Below are 13,471 nucleotides of genomic sequence, written 5' to 3'. Positions count from 1 at the left end.
ATTTCCTATTTTTGATTCAATAAATGAAGGATTTGAGCTTTTAACATATTGATTGCAATACGGTTTTTACCACCGCGAGGAATGACAATATCCGCATATTGTTTAGAGGGCTCAATAAATTGTAAGAACATCGGGCGTACGGTTGCACGATATTGCTCAATAACCGATTGTAGGGAGCGACCACGTTCTTCCATATCACGTTGTAAACGGCGAATAAAACAAATGTCTAATGGCGTGTCCACGAACACGGAAATATCTGCAAGTTGACGAACACGTTCATCAGTAAGCAGTAAAATCCCTTCTAAAATCACAATACGTTTTGGTGTAAATTTTGTGGTTTCACCCGTACGAGTATGCTCAACATAGCTATAAACAGGCACATCAACCGCTTTTCCTGATTTTAAATCTTTTAAATGTTGAATGAGCAAATCGCGATCCATTGAGCTTGGATGGTCGTAATTTGTTTTTATACGTTCGCTCATTTCTAAATGGCTTTGATCTTTGTAGTAACTATCTTCGGCAATAATCCCAATTTCCTGGCAGCCTAATTCATTACAGAGTTCTTTGTGAACGGTAGAAGCGATAGAACTTTTGCCTGATGCGGATGCGCCAGTGATGGCGATGATGATACAAGAATCTGACATAATTGTGTTTTGATGTAAGGGAAATTTCGGCAATTATAAGTAAAAGTGCGGTGAATTTCACGTTTATTTTTTCACTTGACTTTTAAAAACTGTGAACTTCATCACGGTATTATTTCTATTTTTCAAGTAGGATTTAAGCATTCTATCCAATAAGGAGTATTTATTATGAAATTCAACAAAATTTCTCTTTCTGTTTCTGCCGCACTTTTAGCTGCTGGCTTGGCTATTTCTGGTTCTGCTAATGCTAAAGGTCGTTTAGTTGTGTACTGTAGTGCAACCAACATTTTGTGCGAAACCACCACGAAAGCGTTCGGCGAAAAATATGATGTGAAAACATCCTTTATTCGTAATGGTTCAGGCAGTACTTTTGCCAAAGTTGAAGCTGAAAAAAATAATCCTCAAGCAGATGTTTGGTTCGGCGGTACCTTTGACCCTCAAGCTCAAGCTGCAGAATTAGGGTTAATTGAGCCTTATAAATCTAAACACATTGATGAAATTGTGGAACGTTTCCGTGATCCAGCGAAAACGAAAGGTCACTATGTTTCCTCAATCTATATGGGGATCTTAGGTTTTGGTGTGAATACTGAACGTTTGGCAAAATTAGGCATTAAAGAAGTGCCAAAATGCTGGAAAGACCTAACCGATCCACGCTTAAAAGGCGAAGTTCAAATTGCAGACCCTCAAAGTGCGGGTACCGCTTACACAGCATTGGCAACTTTCGTCCAATTATGGGGTGAAAAAGAGGCGTTTGAATACTTAAAAGCCTTGCATCCTAACGTTTCTCAATATACTAAATCGGGTATCACGCCATCACGTAACTCTGCGCGCGGTGAAGCAACAATTGGGGTAGGTTTCTTACATGATTATGCATTAGAAAAACGCAATGGTGCACCATTAGAATTAGTTGTGCCGTGTGAAGGAACGGGTTATGAGTTAGGTGGCGTGAGTATCTTAAAAGGTGCGCGTAATATTGATAATGCAAAATTATTCGTCGATTGGGCTTTATCAAAAGAAGGCCAAGAATTAGCTTGGAAACAAGGGGATTCTTTACAAATCTTAACTAACACGACAGCAGAACAATCACCAACTGCATTTGATCCAAATAAACTTAAATTGATCAATTATGACTTTGAAAAATACGGTGCAACAGAACAACGTAAAGCCTTAATTGAAAAATGGGTACAAGAAGTTAAATTAGCGAAATAGCGCGGAATAAGTGCGGTAAAAAATACTGAAGTTTTTGACCGCACTTTTTGTATTTTTAATGTGATTTCGTTTTCCCTCTAAGAGATTGCAAAATTTTCATTCATAAGGGAGTTATAATCAGATGAAACTATCAAAAATTGCAGTAACCTTGTCTGGTGTGATGCTAAGTGGATTGGTGTTAAGTAATCCATCTTTTGCAAAAGGACGTCTAGTCATTTATTGCAGCGCGCAAAATACGATGTGCGAGCAAGAAGCGATGGCATTTGAGAAAAAATTTGATGTTAAAACAAGTTTTATTCGTGGTGGCACGGGAACCATTTTAGCGAAAATTGATGCTGAAAAAGATAATCCACAGGGCGATGTTTGGTATGGTGGAACGATGGATCCTCATTCTCAAGCAGGGGAAATGGGCTTGTTGGAGCCTTATAAATCATCCAATCTTCCTCAGATCGTAGAAAAATTCCGTGATCCAGCCAAAATGAAAGGGAATTATTCTTCGGCGATTTATTTAGGCGTGTTAGGTTTTGGGGTGAATCCAGAACGTTTGAAAAAATTGAATTTACCTATTCCAAAATGCTGGAAGGATTTAGCTAACCCAATTTACAAAAATGAAATTCAAGCCGCAGATCCACAAAGTTCTGGTACGGGTTACACTCAGCTAGCAACTTATATGCAACTTTGGGGAGAAGACGAGGCGTTTAAATTCTTAAAAGAGTTGAATAAAAATGTATCGCAATATACCAAATCTGGTAATACGGCAACACGTAATACAGCGCGTGGAGAAACGGCAATTGGCATTGGTTTCTTACATGAATATTCTTTAGAAAAAGCGAAAGGCGCGCCAGTAGAATTAGTTGTACCTTGTGAAGGTACTGGCTATGAAATTGGCGGTGTGAGTGTCATTAAAGGTGCTAGAAATTTAGATAATGCGAAACTTTTTGTTGATTGGGCATTATCCAAAGAGGCGCAAGAATTAACTTGGCAAAAAGGTGAGGCGTATTCCATTTTAACCAACACCACCGCACAACAATCGCCTTATGCGTTAGATTTTAAATCTATTAATTTAATTAACTATGATTTTGATAAATACGGTGCGACTGATTTACGTAAACGCTTAATCACAAAATGGGTTGATGAAGTAAAATTAGCCAAATAATGATGTCACTAACGAAGTGATATGTCGCATATCGCTTCGTTTTTTACCTTATGCGAGGTTGTATGAACGCAAAAAAACTTTCCATAATGCATTCTGCTTATTTTTGGATTATTTTATCCTTGTTGGCGTTTGCACTTCTGCCTTCTAATGCACTTGATTACGGTTTGTTTGAAAGTACTTCAGATGAATATTTAGATGCAATGGGCTGGGCTTCTTTCAATTTAACCTGGGCTTGGTTCCTGCCTGTTATTGTGTATGGTGCTTTACCGTTATTTAGATTGCCACAGCAAACCCAAGCAAAAACAGAGCTATTTTTGACCGCACTTTCTGTACTATTTATGTTTATCAGTGCGACAGTGTGTAAAATCAGCATGGGCTATTCTGTGATTGTGTTACTTGTGGGATATACCGCATTAGCAACACTTTCATTGGCAAAACTAAAAGTGATGCAAGGTGATAAATTTATCATCTCTTCTTTACTTTGCATTATTTTGCTTATTTTCTTTTTTATCGTTTATCCAACATTGGCGATTTTCGTTTCAATGTTTTATGACGGCGATACGTTTGCGCCACAACAAGTGATGCGTATTTTAACGCAGAGCTATATTGTTCGCGTAATTACGAATTCTCTTTTCTTATCGGGCTTTGTGGGCGTCGTTTCGACTGTATTTGGTTTAGCCTTTGCGCTTTATACTACGCGTATCGCTCGTAGAACGGCATTTATCGGAAAAATTTTCTCTATTTTGCCAATTGTTACGCCACCATTTGTTGTGGGATTAGGGGTAACTTTAATGCTTGGTCGCTCTGGTTATGTAACAGAATTTTTAAGTACGAATTTTGGTTTCACCAATCATAACTGGTTGTATGGTTTTAATGGGATTGCGATTGCTCAAATTCTCGCATTTGCTCCGATTTCTTTTATGATTTTAGACGGCGCATTGAAATCTGTACACCCGTCTATTGAAGAAGCCTCTTATACGTTACGAGCCAATCGCTATCAAACTTTTTATAACATTATTTTTCCATTGTTACGCCCCGCGTTGGCGAACTCGTTTTTAATTGTATTTATCCAATCACTTGCAGATTTCAGTAACCCATTGGTATTGGGTGGTAGCTTTGATGTGATTGCAACACAGATCTATTTCTATATTGCTGGTTCACAATTAGATTACGCATCAGCAAGTACATTAGGTTCAATATTATTAATTTTCTCTCTAGCGATTTTTATCATTCAATACATTTGGATTGGTAACCGCTCTTATGTCACTGTTTCAGGTAAATCTTATCGTGGTGATGTGCAAGATCTTCCAACTGGTTTGAAATATACCATCGTTGGTATGCTTGGATTCTGGGTAATCTTTAATATGGCGCTTTACGGAAGTATTTTCTACGGAAGCTTCACTGTAAACTGGGGCGTAGATTACACTTTAACCTTAAAAAACTATGCTATGTTATTCGGACAAGGACTGAGCGATGGAGCGTGGCCGTCACTAATCAATACCTTAATCTATGCAGGTATTGCCGCACCATTAACCGCATTCTTTGGATTATTGATTGCGTACATTGTGGTGCGTAAAGATTTCCAAGGTAAAAAATCCCTTGAGTTCTTAACTATGCTTTGTTTTGCCGTGCCGGGTACCGTGGCGGGGGTGTCTTACATTTTAGCCTTCAACAATGCACCACTTTATATTACGGGTACGGGCATTATCGTGATTATTTCAATGGTTATGCGTGACTTACCAATCGGTATGCGAGCAGCGATTGCTGGGTTAGGACAGCTTGATAAATCCCTTGATGAAGCATCGCTTTCTTTAAAAGGGAGTTCGTGGAAAACATTGTGCTTTATCGTATTGCCATTATTAAAACCTGCGTTGCTTTCTGCTTTAGTGACTAGTTTCGTTCGTGCAATGACGACGGTAAGTGCAATTATATTCTTAGTGACTGCAGATACTCGCGTTGCAACAGCTTATATCCTAAATCGCGTTGAAGATGGTGAATACGGTATTGCTATTGCATACGGTTCAATCTTAATTGTTGTCATGATGGCAATTATTTTGTTCTTCGACTGGATTGTAGGCGATACGCGTATCTCTCGTTCTAAAGCGAAAAAAATGAATTAACTCGTTAAGTTGTAGGTAAATATTATGAGTAATAATGATTTCTTAGTATTAAAAAATATCACCAAAGCATTTGGTAAAGCGGTCGTCATTGATAATTTAGATTTAACGATCAAACGTGGCACGATGGTAACATTGTTAGGGCCGTCAGGTTGTGGTAAAACCACCGTATTGCGTTTGGTTGCAGGGTTAGAAAATCCAACATCAGGCCAAATATTTATTGATGGCGAAGACGTAACAAAATCCTCTATTCAGAATCGAGATATTTGTATTGTCTTCCAATCTTACGCGCTTTTCCCGCATATGAGCATTGGCGATAACGTGGGCTACGGCTTAAAAATGCAAGGCATTGGCAAAGAAGAACGTGCTCAACGTGTAAAAGAGGCTTTAGAATTAGTGGATTTAGCGGGCTTTGAAGACCGTTTTGTAGATCAAATTTCTGGTGGGCAACAACAACGTGTCGCATTGGCTCGTGCTTTGGTATTGAAACCAAAAGTCCTATTGTTTGATGAACCATTAAGTAATTTGGATGCAAACTTACGTCGTTCTATGCGTGAAAAAATCCGTGAATTGCAACAACGTTTAGGCATTACCTCGCTTTATGTGACTCACGACCAAACAGAGGCTTTTGCGGTATCTGATGAAGTGATTGTGATGCATAAAGGTAAAATTATGCAAAAAGCGCCAGCGAAAGAACTTTATCTCCGACCAAATTCTTTGTTTTTAGCAAACTTTATGGGTGAATCCAGTATTTTCGATGGAAAATTAGAAAATGGCGTGGTGGATATTAATGGTTACTCTGTACCTTTAAAAGATGCCGCACAGTTTAATTTACCTGATGGTGAATGCTTAGTAGGTATTCGCCCAGAAGCAATTTATCTTGCCGCAGATGGCAGCGATGCTCAACGTTGTGAGATTAAAAGTGCGGTCTATATGGGCAACCATTGGGAAGTCGTCGCAAACTGGGCAGGAAAAGATTTATTGGTGAATTGTAAGCCAGAAGATTTTAATGCCGATTTAAAACAAGCTTATGTCAATTTATCTGATCACGGTATTTTCTTATTGAAGAAAGAGTAGTACAGCGCATAAAAAAAGTGCGGTGAAATTTCACCGCACTTTTGTGATTACAATTAAGGGGAAGGATTTTCCCCTTTTTTATTTCTGTTATTAAATCGCCCAACCGCCTGCATAGAATGCAACGAGTACGATTGCAATAATCACTGTTCCTGCATTTAAGCGTTTAATATCGCCGCTCACGATTCTACCAATGACCAATGCCGCAAAACCTAACATAATGCCTGTTACGATATTGGCGGTAAGCACGATAAATACTGCGCAGATTAATCCGCTCATCGCGCTAACGAAATCATCGAAATCTAATTTGCTTACATTGCTTAACATTAATAAACCAACGTACATTAATGCTGGAGCAGTTGCGTAGCCTGGTACTAAGAAAGCTAATGGTTGGAAGAAAAGCATTAATAGGAATAACACACCAACAACGATAGCAGTAATACCTGTTTTACCGCCTGCAGCTGTTCCTGCTGCTGATTCAATATAAACGGCAGCTGGTGCTGTACCGAATAAGCCTGAGAATAAGCTACTGATTGAGTCTGAAGTTAGGGCTTTACCGCCATTGATAATTTGACCGTCTTTATCAAGTAAGTCTGCTTGACCTGCAACTGCGCGAATAGTGCCCGTTGCATCAAATACTGCGGTCATCACTAAAGCAAATACGACAGGCAAGATTGCGGGTTGTAGTGCGCCCATAAAGTCTAATTGTAAGAAGAGAGAATTTTCACCAAAGGTTGGCATTTTGAAAATCTCTCCGCCAAATTTTACATTTGGATCAAAAATTAAACCTACGATAGTAATAGCAATGATTACCCATAAAATACCGCCTTTAATTTTCATTTTTTCAAGGCCGATAATGAGCGCTAAACCAATTAAGGACATCATTACTGGGAATGAGGTGAAATCGCCTAATTTTACTGGCAAGCCCGCTTGGTTGCTGACGACTAAACCAACGCCGTTTGCGGCAATTAAAAGTAAAAAGAGTCCGATACCAATGCCTGCTCCGTGAGCGATACTGGATGGTAAATTACGCAAGATCCATGCACGGATACCAGTGGCAGAAATTAAGGTAAACACAACCCCCATTAAGAATACTGCGCCTAGCGCAACGGGAATGGCGACCTTTTGACCAATCACTAAGCTAAATGCTGTAAAAGCAGTAAGAGAAATTGCACAACCAATTGCCATTGGTGCATTTGCCCATAAGCCGATTAAGATAGAGCCTAACCCTGCAACTAAACAGGTGGCAATAAAGACAGATTCCGCAGGAAAACCTGCAGCACCTAGCATATTGGGTACCACGATTACAGAATAAACCATTGCTAAGAACGTGGTTAAACCCGCGATAATTTCTTGACGAACAGTTGAACCACGTTGCTTGAGCTCAAATGTTTTTTCTAAAGTTGGCATAGTGTTCCTTAAAGTTGAGTAAAAATTTGAAGTGAATAAGGTGCGCTATTTTACATCATAAAAATGAGAAGTAAACGTTTGCGTGAGTTTTGTTTAGGATAAAGTGCGGTCAAAATTATGAATAGTTATGAAATAATCTATTTGCTGATTTTCTCTACAAATGAGACTGCGAGTCAGCAGAAAAACTGCTATACTTGTCGCGTTTTTTAACTTGATAAAATGAAGGAAACAAAATGGCTGATTTTAATCAAATTTTAACGCCAGGCGATGTAGATGCTGGCATTATCAATGTAGTAAATGAAATTCCAGAAGGTAGCTGCCATAAAATCGAATGGAACCGTAAAGTTGCGGCATTCCAGTTAGATCGTGTTGAGCCAGCAATTTTTGCAAAACCAACTAACTATGGTTTCATTCCACAAACTTTAGATGAAGATGGCGATGAGTTAGATGTGTTATTAATCACTCGTCAACCATTAGCAACAGGCGTATTCCTTGAAGCTAAAGTAATTGGTGTCATGAAATTTGTTGATGATGGCGAAGTGGATGACAAAATCGTTTGTGTTCCTGCAGATGATCGTGATACAGGCAATGCGTACAATTCATTAGCAGATTTACCGGCAAACTTAATTAAACAAATTGAGTTCCATTTCAATAACTATAAAGCGCTTAAGAAACCTGGCTCAACGAAAGTAACGCATTGGGGCGATGTAGAAGAAGCGAAAGAAGTGATTCGTGAGTCTATTAAACGTTGGAATGAGCGTTAATTAATAAACACATTTGATTGTAAAAGTCCCTGATTCTTTGAGTCGGGGATTTTTTTATAGTAAATTTCAGGAATTGAGATAATAAAAAAACACCTTTCGGTGCTTACTTTATTTTTAAGTGGTGGGTCGTGAAGGATTCGAACCTTCGACCAACGGATTAAAAGTCCGCTGCTCTACCGACTGAGCTAACGACCCAATTAGATGATTTTAAAGTAAATTTTAAAATCTTTGAATTGGTGTTTAAATGGTGCCCGAAGCCAGACTTGAACTGGCACGCCTCGAAAGGCGAGGGATTTTAAATACCATAGTTAAACCAGTATAAACAATAACTTATAGCAACATTAATTGCTTGCTCGTGCAAATAAGGGCATATAAAGGTAAATATAAGACAGAACCGCCAGCCAATCGCCAGTAAAATAGAGGGAAAAGTACAAGGGATTTTTTGAAAAACAATCCCTTTTTACTGTGCAGGATTAGAAAGCGGGTTGAATTTGACCGCACTTTCTAAGTGCGAAGGGGCGAAATGTGCATAACGCATTGTCATTTCGATAGTTGAATGTCCGAGGATTTCTTTCAACACTAAAATATTCCCACCGTTCATCATAAAATGGCTGGCGAAAGTATGGCGTAATACGTGGGTTAGTTGCCCTTTGGGTAACTCAATTTCTGCACGCAAAACAGCATTTTCAAAGGATTCGTAAGCATCATTGAATAATCTGCCACGCTTTTTCGGTAGCATATCGAACAATTCTTTACTGATCGGCACAGTGCGGTTTTTCTTTGATTTTGTGTTCGTGAAGGTGATTTTATATGGCATAACTTGTGATTGGGTCAGCGTTTCCGCCTCACTCCAACGTGCACCAGTTGCTAAACAAATTCGCACAATCAAGCCCAAATCAGCATTGCGAGAGTTATCGCACTCAGCTAATAAACGGTAAATATCCCGCTCATATAAAAACGCTAATTCTGTTTCTCGTTCTTTGAACAAGCGCACACCATCAAGGGGATTTTCAGCTGTCCACTTTCGCAATGATTTCAGTTCGTTAAACACTGCTCGCAAGTAGGCGTGTTCACGATTTACTGTGGCTTCTTTCGGGGGCTTGTTTTTGTTCGTGGAAAATTCGCCATCAAGGCGGCGTTTGCGGTAGTCGGCAAAGATTTCAGCGTTAAATTCATTGGCAGGCGGATTGCCTAAGTTCGCACACAAGTTCTTTAGTTTGGCTAAACGTGCCTCACCGTCTGACAACGTTTTACCGTGTAAATCAAACCATTCCTGCACATAAAAACTTAACGCAGGCAAATCGCTTGATTCTAAAACTTGTATGGAATCAACCGCACTTGTCGTTTGTTCTTTGGCTTGATTGTAAAAACGTAGCGCATCGCCTTTAGTTAAAAACCATTTGCGTGATCGCTTGCCGTTTACATAAACTTCCGCAAGCCATTTACCGTTTTTTACGTCTTTACGAACTGCCATAATTAAGAAAATTGCGTCTCAACATCTTGCGAGCCATGTAGAACACGAACGATTGTTATAAAATCAGAAGTGCGTTTAAAAAATATCACATAGCCTTCAACCACATAGCGACGCAGTTCAATATCAATAGAAAAATCATCAAAAACGCTACCTAAATCAAATTCACACAAAAGTGAAAAAGCCCTTTGAAATTTTTCTAAAAATGCAAAAGCGCGATCAAATCCAAAAGATTCCACGCCGTAAGCAAAAATAGCCTCTAAATCTTCTTCTGCTGCAGGGAGTACCTGTAATTGTTTAGCCATGGTAACGTGCTGCAATTTCACGGAAGAAAGCAGGAATATCAGTGACAGCTTTAGGCTCGCCACTGTGTAAGCCTTTATCAATTTCTTTGCGCAAAGTGGCTAACTTCTGCTGGTATTGAAAAGATTTTAGCATCTCATCAAACAAATCATGTTCTGATTTAAAGTGACCCGTTTTCATCAAATCAGCAAATTGTTCTGCTTGTTGAACTGAAAGTGTAAACATTTTTGCTCCTTATTTAGTTTCTTTGCGAACTGCTATTTAAGAATTATTTATCTTTTGCTTGCGTAATTAAATGTACTATCCCCCCAGACTTATCTATTGATACTAATTGATCCGCAGCTACATCAGATAACTTAACTTTTAACAATTCCCCTGGCTTTAAAAATGTGGTTGCATTAACAAACGGAACATCATTAATATATGACGAGATAATATTCAATTTTTGTTCATCTTTTAAATCGTTAGAAATATAGAAAGTTACACCTAATTCAATATTCCCAAGCATAGGTTCTGATTTTTTAAATTTATTCATTCGGTCATTAAAAGATTTTTTAGTTACGAGAACTAACACAGAACCATCTTCTTTGAGACTAGCTATACTTATATCATTCTTAAGACTACTATCTGTCCCCACACTACCAACACTAACAGGAATTTCAAATACTGCAAAAGATTTAAAATTAGATGAATAACATTCTTTGAAATTTGCGTCTTTAAATACTTGTGGAATTTTAGCTTGAGCTTGTAATAATGATTGGGAAGGTTGTCGGCTATCACGGTGATCTTGACAACTTGCAATTTCTACACTTAATTGCGCACCTTCTGTTTTTAGTGGGGTATTTAATAAATCATTCAATGAAATCTTTTTTTCTATTTCTACTTTGCAGCCCATTAAACATAAAACAAATAAAGCAATAGCTAACTTTTTCATGGCACTTTCTCCTATTTAGTGATTTTTCTGAAAATAAAATCAGTAAGTGAATCGATGTTTGGTAAGGTTTGCGCCGCATTGTTTGACATTTTCAAACTCCTCTCGTTTTTGTTTTCTATGCTGTTCTGTTTCGGTGATCTGCTCTGTTACAGAACGGAAAAAATCTTCTTGTAGTAACAAGTTTTCTTTTCTGGTAATAATTTTCTTACTCATCATAGTCTCCTATTGTTTTTTCATCATTATACTATGATTGATTAAACCCTCTCCATCTTCAAAATCACCTTCCCCACCACATCAATATCACTTAATTCACATTCAAAACTGAATTTGCCGCCATCTACACGGATTTTTCCTGCAGGTAGCACAGTGATATAACGGATAAGATGAGAGTTTTCGACGATGACGAAGTATTCGCCATCCACTAAATTGCCGTAATCGCTAGTCGCAAAGTAGGTGTGATTGTCTTCATCAATACGAAACACTTTGTCATAACTTTCACGGTTGTCTAAATTCGGTAAGTAAGGCAAAAGAAAGGGTTTATTTTCCATTATGAAAGATTTTCCGCTTTCTAGCTTTATTGTATGAAAATATTTCAGGTCTTCTGAATTATCAAAAATCGGCTCTTCACCATATGCCAAATATTGCAATCTTGCGCCCGTTTCTATTGCACATCTTACAATTAATTCAGCTGGGAAAAACTCACGTTTAACCCACGTACTAAAAGTGTTTGCGGGTATTCCTAGGTGTTCACCAAAATCTTTTCTTTTTGCAAACCCATATGCTTTTTGAAGGCGATCTATAACTTCTTTTCCGCCGCTAAATCTTTCTATAGTCATGTTTGAGAGAAAATAATCTATTGACAAGTTCATTTGGACGATAAGATAATGAATATCGCAAATGAACCATAACCAATATATACCAATATTTAATAATAAGGAGTTTAAGCAATGAACAGCCAAAATGCAATTTGTATAAATGTACAGATCGCAACCCCTTACGTCACATTAAAGAAATATGCCGAGCTTACTGGGCTTTCGTTAGACAAAGTGCGAGATATGAGAAAGAAAGGCGAACTGCCTATTGCAGATAAAAAAGCGGGAAAAGGTTCAGTGTTAGTGAATTTACTCGCGATTGCCAAACAGGCGGCAAAACAAGAATAAAAAACCGCACAAAAGTGCGGTCACAAAAAACAAGGTTTTTTGAACGTTGGCTATGCCAACGGCTGCGAAGCAGCGAACAATCCTTACAAGGATTGTGAGTAATTTCCAAAAGATTTTAGTTATAAGGGGAAGACAATGACTAAATCATCGACTAAATCATCATTCACGTTTTTCTTTCAAGAATATTGCGAGAAACACAATTTAACCAGCGAAGAAATTCAAGAAAGATTCGCTATTCTTCAGTATCAGGCAGAAGTCGAGCGAGATACAACTCAAGATCATCAGCAGCTTTCGGCGATTTTTGCGAAATGCCGTGAGAACTGCCCACGCAAACAGGCTAATAACGATGAGACAACTTCCCAATATACGGGAGCAGAACATCAAGCAATTCGGGATTTGTTTGCTTCACTGAAGCAATCAGCGCGTGAAGCTCATTCTCTACATCATCAATCACATCAGGGTGACGTGCAAGTCCACGCAAAAGGCAACCAATCACGCGTTCTTGAAGTCCCTGCTGTAACTGAAGTTGATAAAGCTGTGCTTGCATATCTTGAAGCGTTTTTTGCATCTGATCGTTCATCTTCTGAAATCCTTAAATTAAGTCATCGTTTATTCAATTTAGGGCAAGCATACAACAAAACAGGTAAATAAAAAAGCGAGGGCGCGGCAATGTATGTATCTGAAAACGAAAGTGCGGTAGAAAAATGGCATCGTTTAAACGGTGTGCCCATGTCGAAAGCAAGAAATAGCGAAGAAACCTTGCATGAAATGGGCTTGAGTAAATATCCCACTGAACGTGCTTTTAATCATCTTTCCGATGAGCAAAAAGGCATGTTAAAAGCGTTAGCAGATATTGAACCTTTTGAAGATTACATCTCGCCCGATCTGACTGGCGATAAGTTATGGCATTACAACGAAAAAGGCATTGATAAATTAACCAAAGCCTTTCACGCCATGTCAGCACTTCGAACGCCTTTTCCGCGCGCTTTAAGCCGTCGTGATTTTTACAATATCGACCCACACACAAGGGGGAAATAATGGCAACGAAAAACCGAACCATTATCAAAAAATACGCCGATCGCTGGCACAAAGAAGCCTGTCATTTATACGCAAAATGGCTCAACGCAAAACGCCAAGGCGATGAAGAAGCCGCCGATTATTATTTCAGCAAATATATTACGGCGGGAGACAACTGGATCAACTACACCAAATTTGCCCATTAAGGAAAATCT

Annotated in this window: 17 protein-coding genes and 1 tRNA gene; 9 read left to right on the top strand and 9 right to left on the bottom strand. The window is 38.6% G+C overall.

The features are described from left to right. Positions 1-5 precede the first annotated feature (5 nt). Positions 6-644 carry a uridine kinase gene (udk, locus tag DV434_RS04250; RefSeq protein ID WP_192881466.1) on the bottom strand — a complete coding sequence of 213 codons (639 nt, stop codon included), beginning with the start codon at positions 642-644 and terminating at the stop codon, positions 6-8. A gap of 165 nt (positions 645-809) precedes the next feature. On the opposite strand from udk, the gene DV434_RS04245 reads away from it, so the two are divergent. The 4 genes from DV434_RS04245 to fbpC all read left to right on the top strand — a co-directional run bounded on the left by DV434_RS04245 (position 810) and on the right by fbpC (position 6,200). Further along, positions 810-1,850 carry an ABC transporter substrate-binding protein gene (locus DV434_RS04245; protein WP_005630149.1) on the top strand — a complete coding sequence of 347 codons (1,041 nt, stop codon included), beginning with the start codon at positions 810-812 and terminating at the stop codon, positions 1,848-1,850. 121 nt (positions 1,851-1,971) lie between these two features. Beyond that, entirely contained in the window at positions 1,972-3,006 is a 1,035-nt protein-coding gene (locus tag DV434_RS04240) for an ABC transporter substrate-binding protein (protein WP_005627956.1), read from the top strand. Between the two features lie 62 nt (positions 3,007-3,068). Further along, positions 3,069-5,126 (top strand): ABC transporter permease, encoded by a 2,058-nt coding sequence (locus DV434_RS04235; protein WP_192881465.1) that lies wholly within the window; start codon positions 3,069-3,071, stop codon positions 5,124-5,126. 24 nt (positions 5,127-5,150) lie between these two features. Beyond that, the gene (fbpC, locus tag DV434_RS04230) at positions 5,151-6,200 is read left to right on the top strand and encodes a ferric ABC transporter ATP-binding protein (RefSeq protein ID WP_118785100.1); all 1,050 of its coding nucleotides are present in this window, start codon (positions 5,151-5,153) and stop codon (positions 6,198-6,200) included. A 90-nt stretch (positions 6,201-6,290) separates the two neighbouring features. On the opposite strand, the gene DV434_RS04225 is transcribed toward fbpC, so the two are convergent. Further along, positions 6,291-7,607: an NCS2 family permease gene (locus DV434_RS04225; RefSeq protein WP_118785099.1), complete on the bottom strand. Its 1,317-nt coding sequence runs from the start codon at positions 7,605-7,607 to the stop codon at positions 6,291-6,293. A gap of 233 nt (positions 7,608-7,840) precedes the next feature. On the opposite strand from DV434_RS04225, the gene DV434_RS04220 reads away from it, so the two are divergent. Further along, a complete protein-coding gene (locus DV434_RS04220; RefSeq protein WP_005630160.1) occupies positions 7,841-8,371 on the top strand; it encodes an inorganic diphosphatase in 531 nt (176 codons plus the stop codon). Between the two features lie 119 nt (positions 8,372-8,490). Here the strand turns inward: DV434_RS04220 and DV434_RS04215 are convergent. The 7 genes from DV434_RS04215 to DV434_RS04190 all read right to left on the bottom strand — a co-directional run bounded on the left by DV434_RS04215 (position 8,491) and on the right by DV434_RS04190 (position 11,909). After that, positions 8,491-8,566: transfer RNA gene (locus tag DV434_RS04215), tRNA-Lys, on the bottom strand. 265 nt (positions 8,567-8,831) lie between these two features. Beyond that, complete coding sequence (locus DV434_RS04210) at positions 8,832-9,845, bottom strand: site-specific integrase (protein WP_118785098.1); 1,014 nt, start codon at positions 9,843-9,845, stop codon at positions 8,832-8,834. A 2-nt stretch (positions 9,846-9,847) separates the two neighbouring features. Further along, positions 9,848-10,147, bottom strand: coding sequence for a type II toxin-antitoxin system RelE/ParE family toxin (locus DV434_RS04205; protein ID WP_118785097.1), 300 nt, complete (start codon positions 10,145-10,147; stop codon positions 9,848-9,850). After that, on the bottom strand, positions 10,140-10,370 hold the full coding sequence (locus tag DV434_RS04200; RefSeq protein WP_118785096.1) for a ribbon-helix-helix domain-containing protein: 231 nt from the start codon (positions 10,368-10,370) through the stop codon (positions 10,140-10,142). The genes DV434_RS04205 and DV434_RS04200 overlap by 8 nt, the downstream gene beginning before the upstream one ends. 43 nt (positions 10,371-10,413) lie before the next feature. Then, positions 10,414-11,079, bottom strand: coding sequence for a DUF7424 family protein (locus tag DV434_RS04195; protein ID WP_118785095.1), 666 nt, complete (start codon positions 11,077-11,079; stop codon positions 10,414-10,416). Positions 11,080-11,118: 39 nt separating this feature from the next. Beyond that, positions 11,119-11,292: a hypothetical protein gene (locus tag DV434_RS10775; RefSeq protein WP_192881464.1), complete on the bottom strand. Its 174-nt coding sequence runs from the start codon at positions 11,290-11,292 to the stop codon at positions 11,119-11,121. A gap of 41 nt (positions 11,293-11,333) precedes the next feature. Further along, on the bottom strand, positions 11,334-11,909 hold the full coding sequence (locus tag DV434_RS04190) for a helix-turn-helix domain-containing protein (RefSeq protein ID WP_118785168.1): 576 nt from the start codon (positions 11,907-11,909) through the stop codon (positions 11,334-11,336). A gap of 117 nt (positions 11,910-12,026) precedes the next feature. Between DV434_RS04190 and DV434_RS04185 the strand changes: the two genes are divergently transcribed. The 4 genes from DV434_RS04185 (at position 12,027) to DV434_RS04170 (ending at position 13,462) form a co-directional block, all read left to right on the top strand. Continuing rightward, positions 12,027-12,239 (top strand): DNA-binding protein, encoded by a 213-nt coding sequence (locus tag DV434_RS04185; protein ID WP_118785094.1) that lies wholly within the window; start codon positions 12,027-12,029, stop codon positions 12,237-12,239. A gap of 135 nt (positions 12,240-12,374) precedes the next feature. Beyond that, positions 12,375-12,890 carry a hypothetical protein gene (locus DV434_RS04180; RefSeq protein WP_118785093.1) on the top strand — a complete coding sequence of 172 codons (516 nt, stop codon included), beginning with the start codon at positions 12,375-12,377 and terminating at the stop codon, positions 12,888-12,890. A gap of 18 nt (positions 12,891-12,908) precedes the next feature. After that, positions 12,909-13,277: a hypothetical protein gene (locus DV434_RS04175; protein ID WP_118785092.1), complete on the top strand. Its 369-nt coding sequence runs from the start codon at positions 12,909-12,911 to the stop codon at positions 13,275-13,277. Continuing rightward, entirely contained in the window at positions 13,277-13,462 is a 186-nt protein-coding gene (locus DV434_RS04170; RefSeq protein WP_005642990.1) for a hypothetical protein, read from the top strand. Before DV434_RS04175 ends, DV434_RS04170 begins: the two co-directional genes overlap by 1 nt. Positions 13,463-13,471 lie beyond the last annotated feature (9 nt).

The sequence above is a fragment of the Haemophilus haemolyticus genome, assembly GCF_003493685.1.
Taxonomy (GTDB): domain Bacteria; phylum Pseudomonadota; class Gammaproteobacteria; order Enterobacterales; family Pasteurellaceae; genus Haemophilus; species Haemophilus haemolyticus_O.
Note: the sequence above shows the minus strand (reverse complement) of the source record. Positions and strands in the feature narration are given on the sequence as shown.

Bases quoted from the DNA above. Each gene is read 5' to 3' on its own strand.
- udk (WP_192881466.1), bottom strand. From the start codon at position 644: ATGTCAGATTCTTGTATCATCATCGCCATCACTGGCGCATCCGCATCA.
- DV434_RS04245 (WP_005630149.1), top strand. From the start codon at position 810: ATGAAATTCAACAAAATTTCTCTTTCTGTTTCTGCCGCACTTTTAGCT.
- DV434_RS04240 (WP_005627956.1), top strand. From the start codon at position 1,972: ATGAAACTATCAAAAATTGCAGTAACCTTGTCTGGTGTGATGCTAAGT.
- DV434_RS04235 (WP_192881465.1), top strand. From the start codon at position 3,069: ATGAACGCAAAAAAACTTTCCATAATGCATTCTGCTTATTTTTGGATT.
- fbpC (WP_118785100.1), top strand. From the start codon at position 5,151: ATGAGTAATAATGATTTCTTAGTATTAAAAAATATCACCAAAGCATTT.
- DV434_RS04225 (WP_118785099.1), bottom strand. From the start codon at position 7,607: ATGCCAACTTTAGAAAAAACATTTGAGCTCAAGCAACGTGGTTCAACT.
- DV434_RS04220 (WP_005630160.1), top strand. From the start codon at position 7,841: ATGGCTGATTTTAATCAAATTTTAACGCCAGGCGATGTAGATGCTGGC.
- DV434_RS04210 (WP_118785098.1), bottom strand. From the start codon at position 9,845: ATGGCAGTTCGTAAAGACGTAAAAAACGGTAAATGGCTTGCGGAAGTT.
- DV434_RS04205 (WP_118785097.1), bottom strand. From the start codon at position 10,147: ATGGCTAAACAATTACAGGTACTCCCTGCAGCAGAAGAAGATTTAGAG.
- DV434_RS04200 (WP_118785096.1), bottom strand. From the start codon at position 10,370: ATGTTTACACTTTCAGTTCAACAAGCAGAACAATTTGCTGATTTGATG.
- DV434_RS04195 (WP_118785095.1), bottom strand. From the start codon at position 11,079: ATGAAAAAGTTAGCTATTGCTTTATTTGTTTTATGTTTAATGGGCTGC.
- DV434_RS10775 (WP_192881464.1), bottom strand. From the start codon at position 11,292: ATGAGTAAGAAAATTATTACCAGAAAAGAAAACTTGTTACTACAAGAA.
- DV434_RS04185 (WP_118785094.1), top strand. From the start codon at position 12,027: ATGAACAGCCAAAATGCAATTTGTATAAATGTACAGATCGCAACCCCT.
- DV434_RS04180 (WP_118785093.1), top strand. From the start codon at position 12,375: ATGACTAAATCATCGACTAAATCATCATTCACGTTTTTCTTTCAAGAA.
- DV434_RS04175 (WP_118785092.1), top strand. From the start codon at position 12,909: ATGTATGTATCTGAAAACGAAAGTGCGGTAGAAAAATGGCATCGTTTA.
- DV434_RS04170 (WP_005642990.1), top strand. From the start codon at position 13,277: ATGGCAACGAAAAACCGAACCATTATCAAAAAATACGCCGATCGCTGG.